This window comes from Flavobacterium chryseum, from assembly GCF_004362015.1.
Taxonomy (GTDB): domain Bacteria; phylum Bacteroidota; class Bacteroidia; order Flavobacteriales; family Flavobacteriaceae; genus Flavobacterium.
Genome location: NZ_SNWW01000006.1, coordinates 111,551 through 128,024, shown reverse-complemented (window position 1 = coordinate 128,024; position 16,474 = coordinate 111,551). Strand labels below are relative to the sequence as shown.

General features: G+C 35.9%; 15 protein-coding genes. 10 read left to right on the top strand and 5 right to left on the bottom strand.

The genetic code is table 11. From position 1 onward, the window contains the following. Positions 1-25 precede the first annotated feature (25 nt). From EV143_RS13095 to EV143_RS13075, 6 genes are all read left to right on the top strand, one after another. Positions 26-3,406 (top strand): SusC/RagA family TonB-linked outer membrane protein, encoded by a 3,381-nt coding sequence (locus tag EV143_RS13095; RefSeq protein WP_243739860.1) that lies wholly within the window; start codon positions 26-28, stop codon positions 3,404-3,406. 7 nt (positions 3,407-3,413) lie between these two features. Next, positions 3,414-4,847 carry a SusD/RagB family nutrient-binding outer membrane lipoprotein gene (locus EV143_RS13090; protein WP_133508388.1) on the top strand — a complete coding sequence of 478 codons (1,434 nt, stop codon included), beginning with the start codon at positions 3,414-3,416 and terminating at the stop codon, positions 4,845-4,847. Between the two features lie 8 nt (positions 4,848-4,855). Further along, the gene (locus EV143_RS13085) at positions 4,856-6,430 is read left to right on the top strand and encodes a calcineurin-like phosphoesterase C-terminal domain-containing protein (protein ID WP_133508387.1); all 1,575 of its coding nucleotides are present in this window, start codon (positions 4,856-4,858) and stop codon (positions 6,428-6,430) included. Between the two features lie 10 nt (positions 6,431-6,440). Then, positions 6,441-6,860, top strand: coding sequence for a glycerophosphodiester phosphodiesterase family protein (locus tag EV143_RS21815; RefSeq protein ID WP_243739859.1), 420 nt, complete (start codon positions 6,441-6,443; stop codon positions 6,858-6,860). Further along, on the top strand, positions 6,832-7,344 hold the full coding sequence (locus EV143_RS21810) for a glycerophosphodiester phosphodiesterase family protein (protein WP_243739858.1): 513 nt from the start codon (positions 6,832-6,834) through the stop codon (positions 7,342-7,344). Before EV143_RS21815 ends, EV143_RS21810 begins: the two co-directional genes overlap by 29 nt. A gap of 79 nt (positions 7,345-7,423) precedes the next feature. Next, positions 7,424-7,708, top strand: coding sequence for a hypothetical protein (locus EV143_RS13075; RefSeq protein ID WP_133508386.1), 285 nt, complete (start codon positions 7,424-7,426; stop codon positions 7,706-7,708). Positions 7,709-7,766: 58 nt separating this feature from the next. Here EV143_RS13075 and EV143_RS13070 read toward each other — a convergent pair whose 3' ends face one another. Genes EV143_RS13070 through EV143_RS13060 form a run of 3 tightly spaced genes read right to left on the bottom strand, consistent with a single transcriptional unit; the run spans position 7,767 to position 10,367 of the window. Then, the gene (locus EV143_RS13070; RefSeq protein ID WP_133508385.1) at positions 7,767-8,681 is read right to left on the bottom strand and encodes a helix-turn-helix domain-containing protein; all 915 of its coding nucleotides are present in this window, start codon (positions 8,679-8,681) and stop codon (positions 7,767-7,769) included. A gap of 33 nt (positions 8,682-8,714) precedes the next feature. Next, complete coding sequence (locus EV143_RS13065; RefSeq protein WP_133508384.1) at positions 8,715-9,452, bottom strand: SDR family oxidoreductase; 738 nt, start codon at positions 9,450-9,452, stop codon at positions 8,715-8,717. 6 nt (positions 9,453-9,458) lie between these two features. Continuing rightward, the gene (locus tag EV143_RS13060) at positions 9,459-10,367 is read right to left on the bottom strand and encodes an SDR family oxidoreductase (RefSeq protein WP_133508383.1); all 909 of its coding nucleotides are present in this window, start codon (positions 10,365-10,367) and stop codon (positions 9,459-9,461) included. Between the two features lie 184 nt (positions 10,368-10,551). Between EV143_RS13060 and EV143_RS13055 the strand changes: the two genes are divergently transcribed. The 4 genes from EV143_RS13055 (at position 10,552) to EV143_RS13040 (ending at position 14,067) form a co-directional block, all read left to right on the top strand. Beyond that, the gene (locus EV143_RS13055; protein WP_133508382.1) at positions 10,552-11,121 is read left to right on the top strand and encodes a Crp/Fnr family transcriptional regulator; all 570 of its coding nucleotides are present in this window, start codon (positions 10,552-10,554) and stop codon (positions 11,119-11,121) included. Between the two features lie 130 nt (positions 11,122-11,251). Then, positions 11,252-12,046, top strand: a complete 795-nt coding sequence (locus EV143_RS13050; RefSeq protein ID WP_208111278.1) for a type 1 glutamine amidotransferase domain-containing protein — start codon at positions 11,252-11,254, stop codon at positions 12,044-12,046. Between the two features lie 192 nt (positions 12,047-12,238). Next, positions 12,239-12,544: a putative quinol monooxygenase gene (locus tag EV143_RS13045; protein WP_133508381.1), complete on the top strand. Its 306-nt coding sequence runs from the start codon at positions 12,239-12,241 to the stop codon at positions 12,542-12,544. Between the two features lie 128 nt (positions 12,545-12,672). Next, the gene (locus tag EV143_RS13040; protein WP_133508380.1) at positions 12,673-14,067 is read left to right on the top strand and encodes an aldehyde dehydrogenase family protein; all 1,395 of its coding nucleotides are present in this window, start codon (positions 12,673-12,675) and stop codon (positions 14,065-14,067) included. A 106-nt stretch (positions 14,068-14,173) separates the two neighbouring features. Here EV143_RS13040 and EV143_RS13035 read toward each other — a convergent pair whose 3' ends face one another. Together EV143_RS13035 and EV143_RS13030 are read right to left on the bottom strand one after the other, a co-directional pair. Next, positions 14,174-14,614: a hypothetical protein gene (locus EV143_RS13035; RefSeq protein WP_133508379.1), complete on the bottom strand. Its 441-nt coding sequence runs from the start codon at positions 14,612-14,614 to the stop codon at positions 14,174-14,176. 278 nt (positions 14,615-14,892) lie between these two features. Further along, positions 14,893-16,383 carry a PAS domain-containing sensor histidine kinase gene (locus EV143_RS13030; RefSeq protein WP_243739857.1) on the bottom strand — a complete coding sequence of 497 codons (1,491 nt, stop codon included), beginning with the start codon at positions 16,381-16,383 and terminating at the stop codon, positions 14,893-14,895. Between the last annotated feature and the right edge of the window lie 91 nt (positions 16,384-16,474).

The window sequence follows — 16,474 nt, the reverse complement described above, 5'->3', positions numbered from 1 at the left end:
TATCAAGATGAAAAATCTTTACTTAATGATTATATTATTTATGTCTGCTGCAGGATTTGCAACAGGACATTCAGAGAAGGATACACAAATCAGCCTTAATCTTAGAGATGTTACCATCACAGATTTTTTTAAGGCAGTTGAACAAAAAACAACATTTACATTTGTCTTTGATGAAAAAATATCAGGGACTTCGCAGCGTATTTCGATTTATGCCGAAAAAGAAAGCCTTGATGCCGTACTTTCAAAAATTGCAGCCAAAACAGGATTATCTTTCAGGAAACTGAACAATACGATTACGGTTACCAAAAATCTGCGTGCACAGATGTCAGTACGCGGAAAAGTACTGGATGAAAGTGGAATGCCTATGCCGGGCGTTACCATACTTGAAAAAGGAACAAAAACCAGTACGATGACTGATATGGAAGGAAATTTCAATTTTGCTGTATCAGGTTCTTCAGCGGTTCTTGTTATTTCTTATTTGGGTTATGTTTCTCAGGAAGTTTCAGCAAGTACTTCGGTCATTACAGTTACGATGAAATTAGGCACAAGCGAGCTTAACGAGGTTGTTGTAACTGCTTTGGGAATTAAAAGAGAAGAGAAAAAACTTGGTTTCTCGCAACAAACGATAAAGTCTGAAAGCTTATCGCAGGCCAGATCTAACAACTGGTCGTCAGGGCTTAAAGGAAAAGTTGCCGGACTTAGTATTATTTCTACAGGTTCCGGGCCTTTAAATTCACAGCAAATTACCCTTAGAGGTAACAGATCATTGAGTCCAAAAGGAAATTATGCACTTATTGTTGTTGATGGAGTGCCGGTAAACGCAGAGATGACAACTTCAGGTTCGACAAGTGCTTACATGGGAGAAGATTCTCCTATTGATTACGGAAACGGAATTTCTGACCTTAATCTTGATGATATTGATACTGTTACAGTATTAAAAGGTGCGGGAGCAACTGCACTTTACGGAAGCCGTGCTGCAAACGGAGCGCTTATTATTACTACAAAATCAGGAAAGAAAAATAAAGGGCTTGGTATTTCTTTTAGTACGGGCGCTGCTTTTGATAAAATCCAGAGATGGCCTGATTATCAATATAAATACGGACAAGGAACAGGAAATTCACCGGATGCTCAGGGAAATCAATATTATTCGTATGGAAATTCTGCAGACGGAACTTCTACAAGCGGAACCAGCAGTGCATGGGGACCAGCTTTTACAGGACAGAATTTTTTCCAGTATGATCCTGCTTTACAAGGGCAATCTGCGCAAAGAGTTCCATGGCAATCTTACGGCGACAACCGAAAAGATTTCTGGAGAACAGGGATTACATTAAATAACAACCTTTCTATTCAGGGAGGCGATGAAAAAGGATCGATGCGTTTGTCTCTTGGAAATCAAAAGAATGAATGGATTATGCCAAATACCGGATTTGACAGGGTTACCGCAGCGGTAAATGCCAACTATCAGGTATCGGATAAAATTAAACTGGCTACTTCAGTTAATTACAACACAAGAAACAGTGAAAACTTACCTTCTACAGGATACAATAACGGTTCTATAGCGTATTTTATGATTTTCCAGCAACCCAATATCGATTTGGATTGGTATCGTCCAATTTGGGAAAAAGGAAAAGAACAAATCCAGCAGCTGCACCCGTTTAGTTCTTTTATCGACAATCCTTATTTAATTGCTTACGAGGCGACCAATACACTAGACAGCGACCAGATTGTCGGGAATCTTTCTGCCAATATCGCACTGTCTCCAAATCTGGATTTAATGTTGCGCTCTTCTATGAATACGTACAACCAGACCAGAGAGCAAAAAAGACCTTACAGTATTAACCGATATGCAAAAGGTTTCTACGAAAGACAGGATGTATTTAAGCAGGAAATCAATTCAGACTTTTTACTTTCTTATAAAAAAGATTTCAGCGATAAGTTCTCTCTTTCAGCTTCAGCTGGAGGAAACTCTATGAGCTACAAATACAGAAGAACAGAAGCAGAAGTAACGGGTCTTGTAGTGCCGGGAGTATACAAACTTTCAAACGGTTCAAGCGCTCCGATTTTGACTTTAGGAGATGCCTACAAAAAAATGAACAGCTTGTACGGAGTAGTTTCCATGTCAGTTGGCGAAATGCTTTTTGTTGATATTACCGGAAGAAATGACTGGACGAGCACACTTCCAGTAGCCAATAATTCATTCTTTTATCCGTCGGTTAATGCGAGTTTAATTGTTTCTGAAATGGTTTCGTTACCTAAAACAATAGATTATTTAAAATACAGACTTTCTTTTGCACAGGTTGGAAATGATACAGAACCTTATAAAACGCAAAAATATTACGGACAAAGTGCTTTTCCGAGTTCGGCACAAACACTAACGGTTTTATACAATGATCATTTTAAACCCGAAATCACAACAAGTTTTGAAACCGGTTTTGAAATCAGAATGCTGCATAACCGCTTAACGGCAGATGCAACATTTTATGAGAGTGTTACCAAAAATCAAATCATTGATATACCAATGGACTTTTCAACAGGATATAGCGGAGCGGTATTAAACGGTGGAAAAGTAAAAAATCGTGGTGTTGAATTATCACTTGGCGGAAAATTTATAGACAATGCCAATTTCAAATGGAGCACCAATGTAAACTGGTCACGCAACTGGAATAAAGTTATGGAACTTCCTGAAGGAATCGACGGACAGCAGATCATCGGAACAGGTGGAACGGCTTCTATCATTGCTAAAGTGGGAGGAACTACAAGTGCCATTTACGGTTTTGGATTTGTAAGATCGCCAGACGGAAAGATTGTTTACGACAATGCAGGATTACCAGCTTACCCGGATCAGATACAATATATAGGAGACGCAAGTCCGGACTGGAAAGCGGGTCTGACTAACAGTTTCTCTGTTGGAAACTTTACCATGAATGTAACAATCGACGGTCAGTATGGAGGTATGATTTATTCTATGACACACCACAAACTTTCTGAACAGGGAAAATTAAATTCTAATGAAATGGGCAGGGCAGAAGGTTATATTATAGGAGACGGTGTGATTCAGAATGCTGACGGATCTTATTCTCCAAATACAAAAAAGGTAGCAACAGCAGATTATTATGTTCGTTATTACCGAAGAGCCAATATCGAATCAAATTCGTTTGATGCTTCTTATGCCAAACTGCGAGAAGTAAGTCTCCAGTATAATATGCCAAAAAGATGGCTTAAAGATACCGGACTTCAGTCTGTTCAGTTTTCAATTTTTGGAAGAGATCTGGCTGTTATTTCAGATTTTCCAATATATGACCCGGAAACCGCAGCCCTAAATGGCGATACCATTCTGCCTGGTGTAGAAACAGGACAAATGCCTTCTCCGGCTACTTATGGTTTTAATTTAAGTTTGACTTTATAATAAAACAATGAAAAAAATAAAAATTACAGCGATAATTCTTCTGCTTACAGGACTGACAATTTCTTGTTCAGAAGGTTTTGAAGAACTTAACGATAACCCAAATCTTATTTCAGAAATAAGTCCGGGGACCTTACTAAATCCAATTATTTATGGGGTTGCTTCTCAGAATGCACTGCAGAGTGTTGATGTTACCTTCAATCTGATGCAGGTTTCACTTCCGTTTCCAAGTATCACAGGAGGACTGCACCGTTATGATGTGAGCAACAATATTGGGAACTCGGCATGGAACAATTATTATAAATGGCTGTCTAATATCAGAGAAATGCGAATGGCCGCAGTTAAAGCCGGTGACGTTAACTATGAAGCCGTTGCCTTAACGCTTAACGCGCTTGTTTATGCGAACCTTACAGATCTTTTTGGACCAGTTCCTATGACTGAGGCCGTTCGTGGCGAAGACGGTATTTTATATCCAAAATATGACACACAAGAGTTTATTTACGAAACGATTCTGGCAGATTTAGAAAGAGCCAACACGCTTTATGATGTAAGTAAACCGATGATCTATGCGGAAGATATTCTTTTTCAGAATAACATTCTTAAATGGAAGAAATTCACCAATTCGTTAAAAATGAGATTGCTGTTAAGAGTTTCAAACAGAACAGAGATGCGTGCTTTTGAAAAGCTTGCCAATATGAGCGATCATCCTGAAATTTATCCGGTTTTTACCACTACAGCTGAAAGTGCTATCTTGAAAGTTACCGGTGTTTCTCCAAATGTTTCCCCATGGGGAAGACCTCAGGATTTCAATCTGAATATAAAAATGGCTTCCTTTTTTATTGATAACCTAAACACGCTCGAAGATCCAAGAAGAGCAATAATTGCAACAGGAGCTACAGCTTTGGTTACTAATGCGCCAATTGGTTTTAAAGGAATTACGAGCGGATATGCCGGTGCAGATTCACAGTTTAAATATAATGCGTCTACGCTATTGAATGTTCAGGCAACAAACCCAATGCAAATCTATATTCTTACTTATGCTGAAGTAGAATTTATCAAAGCAGAATTGGCTCAAAGAGGTTATATTACTGATGCTGCAGGTCATTATGTAAAAGGTGTAAAAGCAGCAATAGAACAAGTAAAAGCCACAGCTCCGGCCAATTATTTTGATAATGTACAGGCACAGTACGACGGTACACTGGATAGAATTATGCTGCAGAAATATTATGCTTTGTATTTTACAGATTATCAACAATGGTTTGAATACAGAAGAACGGGATTACCGGTATTACCAACCACAACGGCAATGCTTAACGGAGGAATTATGCCTTCGAGATTTACGTATCCGGACAATCAGCAGATTAAAAATACAGAGAACTATCAGGAAGCGATTCAAATGATTGGGGGAGATAATATTAACTCTAAAGTCTGGTGGGACAAATAAAATTTAAAATGAAAAAGACATTTATATTCAGCACATTATTGTTCTGCAGTGTTTTAACAGCACAAACGACAGTAAAAGGAAACGTATTTGAAGATGTAAATCAAAACGGAAAAAAAGATAAAAAGGAAAAAGGTATCTCAAATGTTGCGCTTACCAATGGCCGTGACGTAGTTTTGACAGATAAAAAAGGAAATTACGAACTTCCATTGCAAAGTGATGCCATTATTGCCGTGATTAAACCATCGGGTTATAAAATTCAGGCTAATGCAGATAATGTGCCGCAGTTTTTTTATAATTACAAACCTGAAGGTTCACCTAAATCAAAATTTGAAGGAGTTGCTCCAACAGGAAAACTTCCTGAATCGGTTGATTTTGGACTTGTTCCGCAACAAGAAACGCCTGATTTTACGGCACTTATTTTTGGAGATCCACAACCTTATAATCTTGAAGAAGTAGATTTTTTTACAAGAGGAATTGTTGCCGAAGTTCAGGGCATAAAGAACATTCCGCTTGGTTTAAGTATGGGAGATTTAGTTGGGAATGACCTGAGTTTATTTAATCCGTACATTCAGGCAGTCAAAAAAGTGGGAATTCCGTGGTACAATCTTTTGGGAAATCACGATCTTAATTTCGATGCTAAAGTTGATAATCTGGCAGATGAAACCTACGAAGCTCATTTTGGCCCGGCCAATTATGCCTTCAATTACGGAAAAGTACATTTTATTATTCTTGATGATGTTTTGTATCCGGATCCAAGAGACAATGAAGGATATTGGGGAGGTTTTACAGAAGAGCAGATGAAATTTATAGAAAATGATCTGAAAGTAGTACCGAAAGACAATCTAATTGTGATGGCTTTTCATATTCCTATAAGCGAACCGGACAGCAAAGATGATTCTTTTAGAGATGCAGATCGTAATAAGCTTTTTGAATTGTTGAAGGATTTCCCAAACACACTTTCACTTTCGGCACATACACACATGCAGCGTCAGGATTTTTTCGACAAAAAAGATGGATGGTTACAGGAAAAACCACATCACCATTATAATATCGGAACAACTTCTGGAGACTGGTATTCAGGAAAATTAGATGAAAAAGGAATTCCAATATCGGTTATGAGAGACGGTACACCAAAAGGATATGCATTCATTCATTTTGCAGGAAACCAATATACGGTAGATTATAAAACAGCCGGTAAACCAGAGAATTACCAAATGAAACTTTTTGCACCAAAAGTAGTTGCAAAAGGCAAGCGTACCAAATCAGGCGTATTTGTAAATTTCTTTATGGGAAGTAAAAAAGACAAAGTAGTGTATCGTGTAGACGAAGGAGAATGGAAAGAAATGGATTATGCAGAAGTACAGGATCCTTCGTATGTAGAGCTGGTATATGAGTGGGAACTTTCAGAAGTACTTATGCCCGGAAGACGTTCTTCAGATCCTGAAAAAAGTACGCATGTCTGGAGAGGAGATATTCCGTCGAACCTTGCCCTTGGAAATCATACAATTGAAGTTAAAGCCACAGATATGTTTGGTAAAACCCATACAGCAACTTGCAGTTACAGAATAGATAAAGTAAAATAATTCGAATACAATGATCAGGACAATACAGATAATCTGCCTACTATTGCTACTTTTAACTTCGTATAACTGTGCAAGCAAGCATAATATGCAGCAGACACATACGCCAGAAGTACAGGGACATCGCGGTGATCGCGGAAATTTTCCGGAGAACACAATTCCGGCTTTCCTCAGCGCTGTAAAAAAAGGCGCAGATGTAATAGAATTAGATGTAGTGATTTCAAAAGACCAAAAAGTTGTGGTTTCGCACGAAACTTTTATGTCTTCGCAATATATGCTGGATCTGGAAGGAAAACCCATTACAAAGGAAAAAGAAAAGAGCTACAATCTTTATGAAATGACGTATGACAGTATTAAAAAATTTGACAGCGGTTCAAGAGGTAGGTTTTCGGGCACAGCAAAAAATGAAAACCTACAAACCATTATTATCTGAAATGATCGACAGTGTTGAAAATTATATTGCCAAAAACAAACTAAAACCTGTTAAATACAATATCGAAATCAAATCAGAAAAACAGGATTATGGTAAAAGACAACCACAACCTGAGCAGTTTTGCGAAATGGTAATGAAAATTGTTAAAGATAAAAATGTAGAACAAAAGATAAACATTCAGTCATTTGATCCTTTTGTTTTAAATGTGCTTCATAAGATGTATCCTAAAACCAGAATCGCTTTTTTGGTTGGAGAAGGTACTGTAGTTAAAAATCTTTCGTTGCTTGATTTTGTGCCTGAAATTTACAGTCCACATTTTAAATTGCTTAACAAGACAGAGGTAGATTCTTTAAGATCTCTAAAAATTAGAATTATCCCCTGGACGGTTAATGAGAATCAAGATATAGACAATATGCTGAATTTACATGTTGATGGCATTATCACGGATTATCCGGAGAAAGTATTGCAAAAAATAGTAAAATAAGCGGAACAGGAATTATTAGAACACAACTCATGAAGTTTTTGGTAAAATCATTTTTTAATTAATTATAGAATATCTTATTATGCAGGGAATAAATTCCAGAGAGCACAGGATTCTGGTAGAAGCTTTTGATAAATTTGAATCTATGTCCTTGATCGCTCAGGATGTATTGGAAGAATCGGAAGATGCCGTGACCCGAAAAGGCATGGCAGAACTTGACAGACTGTATGAGAGATTTCAGTTATTATATAATGAACTTGAAAAATGCATTAAAGATTATGAGACCAAGAAAAAAACGGTGCGTAGTAGTATCAACAGAAGCAACCGAAAATTAAGTTCTGAGTTACAAAAGAAAGTAAAATATTAAGTCAGTTTGTTATTTAAATATTAAACCTCCAAAGTCTTTTTGATTTTGGAGGTTTTTTTTAGTTAAAAGATTGCCTGAATTCCAGCGGAGAAAAATTTGTTTTTATTTTAAAAAGACGACTAAAAGATTGCGGATGTTCAAAGCCTAATTCATATGCTATTTCAGATACCGACAAATTAGAAGTCGATAATTTTTCCTTTGCTTTTTCAACCAGTTTGTTGTGAATGTGCTGCTGTGCGCTTTCTCCGGTAAAAGAGCGAAGCATATCACTTAAATAATTAGACGAAACATTTAGCTTTTCAGCGAGATAATGTACCGTTGGAATTCCTTCTAACGATGATTGTTTTGTATTAAAATAATCGTCTAAAATTTCTTCCAGTTTTTCGAGCAGACTATTGTTGGCTGACTTGCGTGTTATGAACTGACGTTTATAAAAACGATTGCTGTAGTTTAACAATAACTCAATTTGAGCAACAATTACATCCTGGCTAAAATCATCAATTCTGCTATTTAATTCATCATCAATTATTCCAAAAATTGTCATGATAGTTTCCTTTTCCTTTTCGGATAAATGCAATGCTTCATTGGCAGCATAAGAGAAGAAACCGTACTCCTTAATTTTTTTTGCCAGTGGATAAGACAGAAAAAAATCAGGATGAATAAGCAGTAAATGACCTGAGTTTGCCTGTTCAGTTGGAGATTCAAAAATTTGTCCCGGTGCCGTAAAAACTAAACCTCCTTCACCAAAGTCATAATAGTTTTGTCCATATTTTGCCTTACCGCAAAGCAGCGTTTTATAGGCAATTTTATAAAAATTTAAAACAATAGAATTGGGTAATCCATGTGCTTCAATTTTCATATCCTTTATGTCTATAAAGCTAATCATAGGATGTAAGGGCTTTTTGAGCCCAAACACCTCATGAAAGTTCGATAAAGATTCAAATTTATATAGATTATTTTCTTCCTTCTTCATTTTACAAATTTACACTTTTTGACGCAATGTTCTTTACCATGGCGTTTCTCCTGTTTCAGGATTATGTTCCTCACTGATAAATTTCCCGGTTGGGCCATCATTTCCAATCATTGCATATTTAGCAATGCGGGCGCCACCTTCCTGAACGGTTCCGGTTCCTCTGTGATTATTAAAATCAGTAGCTACAAAACCGGGGCAAACAGCATTTACTTTAAATGGAGTATCTCTTAAATCATACGCCAGATCTATTGTATACATATTAAGCGCTGCTTTTGATGCCGGATAAACGGCTGCTTTATGGGTGTAATATTTCCAGTTAGGATCGCTATGCAACGTAAGAGAACAACCGCTCGAAGAAACGTTTACAATGCGGGGCTGAGGCGCGTTTTGCAGTAAATCGATAAAGGCTTGCGTAACTCTAACCACACCATATACATTAGTTTCAAATACATCTTTAAACTGATCAATACTTGCGTCAAGTGATGATTGTGGCCACCCACCGTTTATTCCCGCATTATTAATCAGTACATCGAGTACATCTGTTTTTTGGCCTATTTGAATTCTCGCTGCCTCTACAGATTTAGAATCAGTAACATCTAACTGAATGGCTTCCGTAGTAATAAATCCTTCTGCTTTAAGTTTATTTACAGCTTCAAGTCCCTTTTCGAGACTACGGCTGCCAATGTAAACGTAATATCCTTCTTTTAAAAGCACGCGTGCGGTTTCAAAACCAATACTTTTGTTAGCTCCTGTTATTAATGCTTTTTTCATCTTAAGTTAATTTGATTGGTTATAAATCTTGGCAAATTCTTTTGCAAAATCTACCAGTTTTACTTTTCCTAAAGTTGGTTTGTTCATGTAATAATCGGCATACAAGCTTCCATCTCTTTGTGCGGCCTGCATTTTTACAAATCCATTTGCAATCCACTCATTTACATCGGCAGATAACATACCTTGAAGCGTTTCATCATCTGAAATTACAGACCATTCTAAGTCTGGTTTACCAATTGCGGCACCAATAATTTTAGCAATTTCATTTGGTGAAACTTCATCGCTGGCGACATAGCGAACACTTCTTCCGTTAAACGGATTTTCCATTTCTTCAGTGATTGCAGCTGCAATATCAAGAGGAGATACCCAAGGTTCTTTTTTGTCTCCGCCATAACTCTGTATTATTTTTCCTTTTGTTTTAATGGTTTGCATATACCTGAATATATTATTGAAAAATCCAACAGGTCGCATAAATTTAATAGAGACATTTTCAGGTAGTTCCTTAAGAATATTTTCGACAGTATGATGAACAAAAAGACTTCCGGTTCCTGTGTTTGTATGCGCGCCAATACTGCTTAAGTGTACCACTTGTAAAACTCCGGATTGCGCAATGGCTTGTTTGTAGTTGTTGCCGATTTTATTAAATGCAGCAACAAAATCTACATCTTTATCAAAGATGCTTCCTATGCCTTCCCAGGCTTCCATAAGATAAACGATATCGGCACCTTTAAAAGTTTTGGTTAAAAAATCAACGTCCTGCATCGTGCCAATGGCCGCTTTTGCACCAAGTGCCTCAATATCTTTTTGTTTTTCGGCTTTGCTTGAAATAACGGTTACCGAATGTCCTTTTTGCACCAGCTCAATTGCTAATGGCTTTCCAATGTTCCCTAAAGAACCCGTAAGTACAATATTCATAATTTTACTATTTTTTTGTTGAGACAAAGGTCATCATCAAGCCAAACAAACATTTAACCGAATTAAGGAATTTTGTAACCTAAAATAATTGAAGTGCTTTTTGACAGCAATTACTTATTCCAAATAATTTAAAATCTAAAATCAAAAAGTAATCTTATATCTTTGAAAAGGCAAAAAATAAATCATGGAAAAACTGAGAAAACATATTGAAGAAATTATTCCGATTACGGATGAAGAGTTTGAATCGATCAAACCCTTTTTCACGATAAGAAGAGTATTAAAAAATCAATATTTAATTCAGCAAGGTGATGATGCCAGATACGAATACATTATTATGAGCGGGATTTTCAGGGTTTTTTATCTGGATGAAGAAGGAAAAGAACACATCGTACAATTTGCCACAGAAAACTGGTGGATGTCTGATTATATTGCTTACTTCAATCAAAAGCCCGCAAACCTTTATGTAGTTTGTATGGAACCGGGAGAAGTATTATGCCTGACACTTGACGGCAGGGAAAAACTTTCTGATACGCTTCATAAAATGGAACACTTTTTTAGAATAAAACTGACCAAAGGTTTTATCGCACTTCAGCAAAGAGTTATTTCACTGCTTTCTAATAATCCGCAACAGCGCTATAAAGAATTTGCAGCGCTTTATCCCAATCTAATGCAAAAAATTCCCAAGAAATATATTGCAGAATATCTAGGAGTTAGCCGTGAAACCCTTAGCAGGCTTTACTCCAGTAGCAAATAACATAACCAATAATTTTCAAAGTGTGATTCTCGTCACACTTTTTTTGTGACTTTGCTCCTCGTATTGAGGAGTAGTGCTGGCATAAATTTGTCCTATAAATAATTCATTAACAACTTAAAAATTTATAGAAATGAAAAAGATTATGATTTTATCCGTAGCACTTGCCTTTTTTTCTTCTTATGGACAAACTAAAAAAGAAGACACAGCAATAAAACAAAAAACAACCCTTAAAAACGAAACAAAAATGAACAAGAAAATTTTAATTATCGTATCGAATGCCAATGCAATTGGACCAAATAACAGAAGAACAGGAACTTTTCTTCCTGAAGTAGCGCATCCTTATGCCGAATTCGACAGAGCAAATTACCAAATAGATTTTGCCAGTTTAACCGGAGATACTCCTTATTTAGACGCGCTTAATTTGGCAAACGATCCTGAAAACCTTGCTTTTTTAACCGGAAAAGGATGGGAAGCAATGCAGAAAGCCGTTAAACTATCCACTGTTGATGTAAGTAAATACGATGCCGTTTTTGTACCCGGAGGATTAGCACCAATGGTTGATATGCCGGAAAATGAATTGCTAAAAAAAGTTATTAAGGAAACTTACGAGCGCAATGCCGTTGTTGGAGCAGTCTGTCACGGTCCGGTTTCATTACTAAACGTGAAATTAAGCAACGGAACTTATCTGGTAAGTGGTAAAAATATCACTTCTTTTACAGATGAAGAAGAAAGAGGTTACGCTATAGCAGATGTACCTTTTTTATTAGAAACTGCATTAACTAAACAAGGAGCAAAATTTCATGCTGCTGCAGTATGGTCAGCTCACAGTATTGCAGATGGTAATTTGGTTACAGGACAAAATCCAGCTTCTGCAAAAGGTGTAGCTGAAAAAATGATTGTGATTTTAGAAGCTGCGAAAAAGTAATTATAACATTCAACTAGTCAGCACATTTTTGTCATCCCGAGGAACGAGGGATCTCCACGAGAAACTCCGCAAGCAAAATCGCCAATCTTTATAGAGCTACTTGCGAAGATCCCTCGTTCCTCGGGATGACAAGATTGTGGCTACTGGTTTATTAGAATGAAAGAAATATATTAAATCATAAAAAAAATCAAAATGGAAAATCAAAATTCAGTTCATGTTTTTGCAACATGGAAAGTAAAAGAAGGTCAGATTGAAAACGTTTTACAATTGCTGAAAACGGTACAAGAAGAAAGCATCAAAGAAAAAGGTAATTTGTTTTATAAAATTCACCAAAGTAATTCAGATGCAAATACAATTGTATTATTTGAAGGATATAGTAGCGAAGCTGCAGTTGCAGAACACCGAAATTCACTACATTTTCAAAATTTAGTTTTAGGAAAAATTGTTCCGTTGTTAGATAACAGAGAAATTGTTTTAACAACACCCGTAAGTTATTAATTTTCCTATTATAGAATAAGAGGTTGTAATCATCAATATTTTGAACTAAATTTAAGTATCAAACCATCCGAATTTATATCTAATAGAATCAGCTTGGTTTTTTAAGCTCACACATTAAAAAAACTTTTATGGAAAAGACGACAAAAATAGTATTCCCATACGATCAAAGCCTTGTAAAGGAATTACCGTTGATTAATAAAAATGATATTGAACAAATATTGAGTACAGCCCAGCAATTATTTAATGATCAATCTAATTGGATTCCTGCTTTTAAAAGAATTGAAATATTAGAAAAAGCAGCTTCAATAATGCATGACAGGAGCGAAGAATTAATTCATATTGCTATTAGTGAAGGCGGAAAACCCTATAAAGATTCGAAAGCAGAAATACTTAGAGCCATCAAAGGAGTAAAACTGGCAGCTGAACATATATCTCAAATAAAAGGAGAACAAATCCCGATGGGACTTACGGAAGCTTCTGTAAACAGAATAGCTTTTACTACAAAAGAACCTATTGGCGTTGTTGCGGCTGTAAGTGCGTTTAATCATCCGTTAAATTTAGCCGTTCATCAAATCGCTACTGCTGTTGCCGCTGGTTGTCCGGTTATATTTAAACCCGCAAGCAGTACTCCATTATCAGGACTTGCATTGGCAGCTATTTTAAAAGAAGCCGGATTGACCGATGGATGGCTGCAAGTGGTTTTGTGTGATAATGAAACGGCTGAATTGTTAATTACAGATTCCAGAATTCATTTTTTTTCTTTTATTGGTTCAGCAAAAGTAGGCTGGTCTTTAAAAAGTAAATTAGCTCCCGGAACACGCGCTGCATTAGAACATGGCGGTGCTGCACCGGTAATTGTAGAAAGTGATGCCGATTTTAGCGAAATGATTCCAGATTTGGTAAAAGGTGGTTTTTATCACGCGGGTCAGGTTTGTGTTTCGGTTCAGAGAGTATTTGTGAATCAGGAAATTGTAGACCGTTTTGTCGAACAGTTTTCTGAAGCAACCCAAAAATTAATTGTCGGAAATCCGTTTGATGAAAATACAGATGTTGGCGCACTTATTTCACCAAAAGAAGTTGATCGGGTAGAGGAATGGGTTAACGAAGCTATTGAACAAGGCGCTAAATTAATTACAGGTGGAAAAAGAATTTCTGACACCTGTTTTGAGCCAACAGTTTTGTTCAATCCTTCAGAAAATTCTAAAGTTTCGACTCATGAGATTTTTGGTCCTGTGGTTTGTATTTATCCTTTTACAGACAGACAAGAAGCTATAAAAAAAGCAAATGCTTTAGAAGTACATTTTCAGGCCGCTGTTTTTACTAAAAATATAGATATTGCTTTGGATGCTGTAAAACATCTAAACGCGACTGCTGTTATGGTAAACGACAATACAGCTTTTAGAGTAGACTGGATGCCGTTTGGCGGAAGAGATGCTTCAGGCTTGGGAATGGGCGGAATTTCATATACTATAAATGATATGACAAGAGAAAAGCTAATGGTTTTTAAAAGTAAATATTTATAAGTATTATTTATTTTAAAAAGAAAAGATAGTAACCAAAATTATTTCCGGTTACTATCTTTTATCAATTAAGCTCTTTATTAACTAGTAAGGTTTTTAAGCCTTTTATTTAGTGTTTTCCTTTGCCATTTCCATGACCTTTATGGTTTCCGTTATTTCCTTTTCCGGGTTTTTGTCCAATTGTTTTTTGAGGTTTTCCTTTATAACCTTTTCCGTATTTTACTTTGTGTGATTTAAAATTGTCATAAGGTCTGTCTCCTCTATAATCATTCAGTACCACTTTATATTCGGTGTAAAGATCATAGTTTCTGTAAGCAGCAGGTAGTGATCTGGTTCTTACCCATCTTCCGTTATTCAAATAAACATAATTTGATGTGCTTACGTCATAATAGGTTTCAAGATCCGGCAGATAATAATAACGAACATCTGAGTAACCGGCAGGTCCCCATGCAGGAGGAGTTCCAACATTTACATTAACAGATACCTGAGCCTGAGAGTAAGAAAAAGAAAGGAATAATATTCCGATCAATACATATTTTAAATTTTTCATGGGTTTACTTTTTTTTAATTAGTTATGAGTGTTAAAACAAAAAACGTGCCTTAATTTTTTATTTTTTTTAAGTACTTGTTAATCATTTGTTTATATTTGGTTTGATGGTGATACTATCAGAACTCATAGTGGTAGTTCTGGTGTAATGGCCATAACGAACTATAGAAAAATACCCCAAATGGAATTCATAAAAGGGCTTTCAGAGCGTAAGATCTCTTGCTTTAAATTTATGGTATGAAAAAAAAGGTAAAAAGTATAATTACTGCAAATGCTAAAATTTAAAGAATGTTTTCGTTTGAATGTTTTAAAGGTAATGTTACAGTAAATTCAGCTCCATCGTCTTTTATGCCTTTAGCAGTTATTGTACCGTTGTGTCTTTTTACGATTTTTTTGCAAAGAGCAAGACCAAGACCGTTGCCTTCATATTGATCTTTAGAATGCAGCCTTTCAAAAGCATTAAATATTCTTTCGTTAAACTCAGGATCAAGCCCAATACCATTATCCTTAATTATTATTTGTACTGCTTCGATACCGTTAACTTCAATGGTAGAACACGATATAATTACTCTCGGCGGCTGGTCTGCTTTTGAGAATTTCAGTGCATTTTGAATCAGGTTATAAAAAAGCTGGTTGATTAAAATTGGTGCACCTTCCATTTCAGGAAGATCGCAAGTAACTAAAATTGCACCTTTTTCTTTTATAATAAGTTCCAGGTCTGTTTTAATATTTTCTACAATTTCATTAAGATCTATTTTCTCAAAAGGCTGTATAGTTTTGTCTAAAGTAGAATAAGCAAGAATACCTTCTATAATACTGTCCATCCTTTGGGCAGACTTATCGATTTTAGAAATGTATTTTCTTGAATTATCGTAAAAGTCTTCTCTTTTTTCATTATTCAAAAGAGTATTGAAAATTTTAATTTTTCGAACAGGTTCTCTAAGATCATGGCTAACAATACCGGCAAATTGCAAAAGATCGTTATTAGAACGCTTTAATTCTTCGGTTTGATTGGCAACCTGTTTTCTTAACTCTTCTTCAAAGGCGCTCTGTTCGTGAATATCCTGAATAACACCAATAATAGTTTTTGGAGTATCATTTTCGTCATTAATGATTTTACCATTAATTTGAACCCATTTTACAGATTGTTCATCATTTAAAATTCTGGTCTTATAGCTTAAATTTCCGGTAATTAAAGCATCTTCATGTGCTTTTTCACGTACAGCCAAATCATCCGGATGCAGTTTTGCAATCAGTTCATCATTGTTCAATTCCTTATCAATAGATAAGATCTCATTAAAATTTCCTGCAGTTTTAACTTTTTTGGTAGCCAGGTCTATTTCATAGGTTCCCATACCAGAAGCATCAATTGCTATAGTAAGTTTTTCATTCGAGCTTTTTACCTCATCTTTAGCCTGATGAAGATCTGTAATATCGATTCCTGTATTAAGTACGCCGTATACCTTTCCTTCTTCATCAAAAAGAGGAATAAAACTATAGTTAAAGTAATGTTCGGTCATAATTCCATCAATGACAAGATCAACTTTTTGATCTTTGGCATGAAAAGGAATTCCAGTATTAAGTACAGTCAAAGCCTGATCTAAAATTTGCTGGTCCTTAATTTCCGGAACAATGTCAAGATAATTTTTTCCAATTACCTGATCTCCTTTTCCCCATGTTTTAATCATGGCAGGATTGGCAATTTCAACTTTTAAATTTTTTCCCACATACACTGCAACAGGTAAGGGAAGGGAGTCAACTATATCATTCAAAAGCCTCGGATTTTGGTACATAGTGATTTTATTTTTAGGAACGAAACTAATTATTTTTTTTGAGTAAATGTTTACATTACTTTCACGAATT

Excerpts from the sequence above, each read along its gene's own strand:
- EV143_RS13095 (WP_243739860.1), top strand. The coding sequence starts at position 26 with ATGATTATATTATTTATGTCTGCTGCAGGATTTGCAACAGGACATTCA.
- EV143_RS13090 (WP_133508388.1), top strand. The coding sequence starts at position 3,414 with ATGAAAAAAATAAAAATTACAGCGATAATTCTTCTGCTTACAGGACTG.
- EV143_RS13085 (WP_133508387.1), top strand. The coding sequence starts at position 4,856 with ATGAAAAAGACATTTATATTCAGCACATTATTGTTCTGCAGTGTTTTA.
- EV143_RS21815 (WP_243739859.1), top strand. The coding sequence starts at position 6,441 with ATGATCAGGACAATACAGATAATCTGCCTACTATTGCTACTTTTAACT.
- EV143_RS21810 (WP_243739858.1), top strand. The coding sequence starts at position 6,832 with ATGAAAACCTACAAACCATTATTATCTGAAATGATCGACAGTGTTGAA.
- EV143_RS13075 (WP_133508386.1), top strand. The coding sequence starts at position 7,424 with ATGCAGGGAATAAATTCCAGAGAGCACAGGATTCTGGTAGAAGCTTTT.
- EV143_RS13070 (WP_133508385.1), bottom strand. The coding sequence starts at position 8,681 with ATGAAGAAGGAAGAAAATAATCTATATAAATTTGAATCTTTATCGAAC.
- EV143_RS13065 (WP_133508384.1), bottom strand. The coding sequence starts at position 9,452 with ATGAAAAAAGCATTAATAACAGGAGCTAACAAAAGTATTGGTTTTGAA.
- EV143_RS13060 (WP_133508383.1), bottom strand. The coding sequence starts at position 10,367 with ATGAATATTGTACTTACGGGTTCTTTAGGGAACATTGGAAAGCCATTA.
- EV143_RS13055 (WP_133508382.1), top strand. The coding sequence starts at position 10,552 with ATGGAAAAACTGAGAAAACATATTGAAGAAATTATTCCGATTACGGAT.
- EV143_RS13050 (WP_208111278.1), top strand. The coding sequence starts at position 11,252 with ATGAAAAAGATTATGATTTTATCCGTAGCACTTGCCTTTTTTTCTTCT.
- EV143_RS13045 (WP_133508381.1), top strand. The coding sequence starts at position 12,239 with ATGGAAAATCAAAATTCAGTTCATGTTTTTGCAACATGGAAAGTAAAA.
- EV143_RS13040 (WP_133508380.1), top strand. The coding sequence starts at position 12,673 with ATGGAAAAGACGACAAAAATAGTATTCCCATACGATCAAAGCCTTGTA.
- EV143_RS13035 (WP_133508379.1), bottom strand. The coding sequence starts at position 14,614 with ATGAAAAATTTAAAATATGTATTGATCGGAATATTATTCCTTTCTTTT.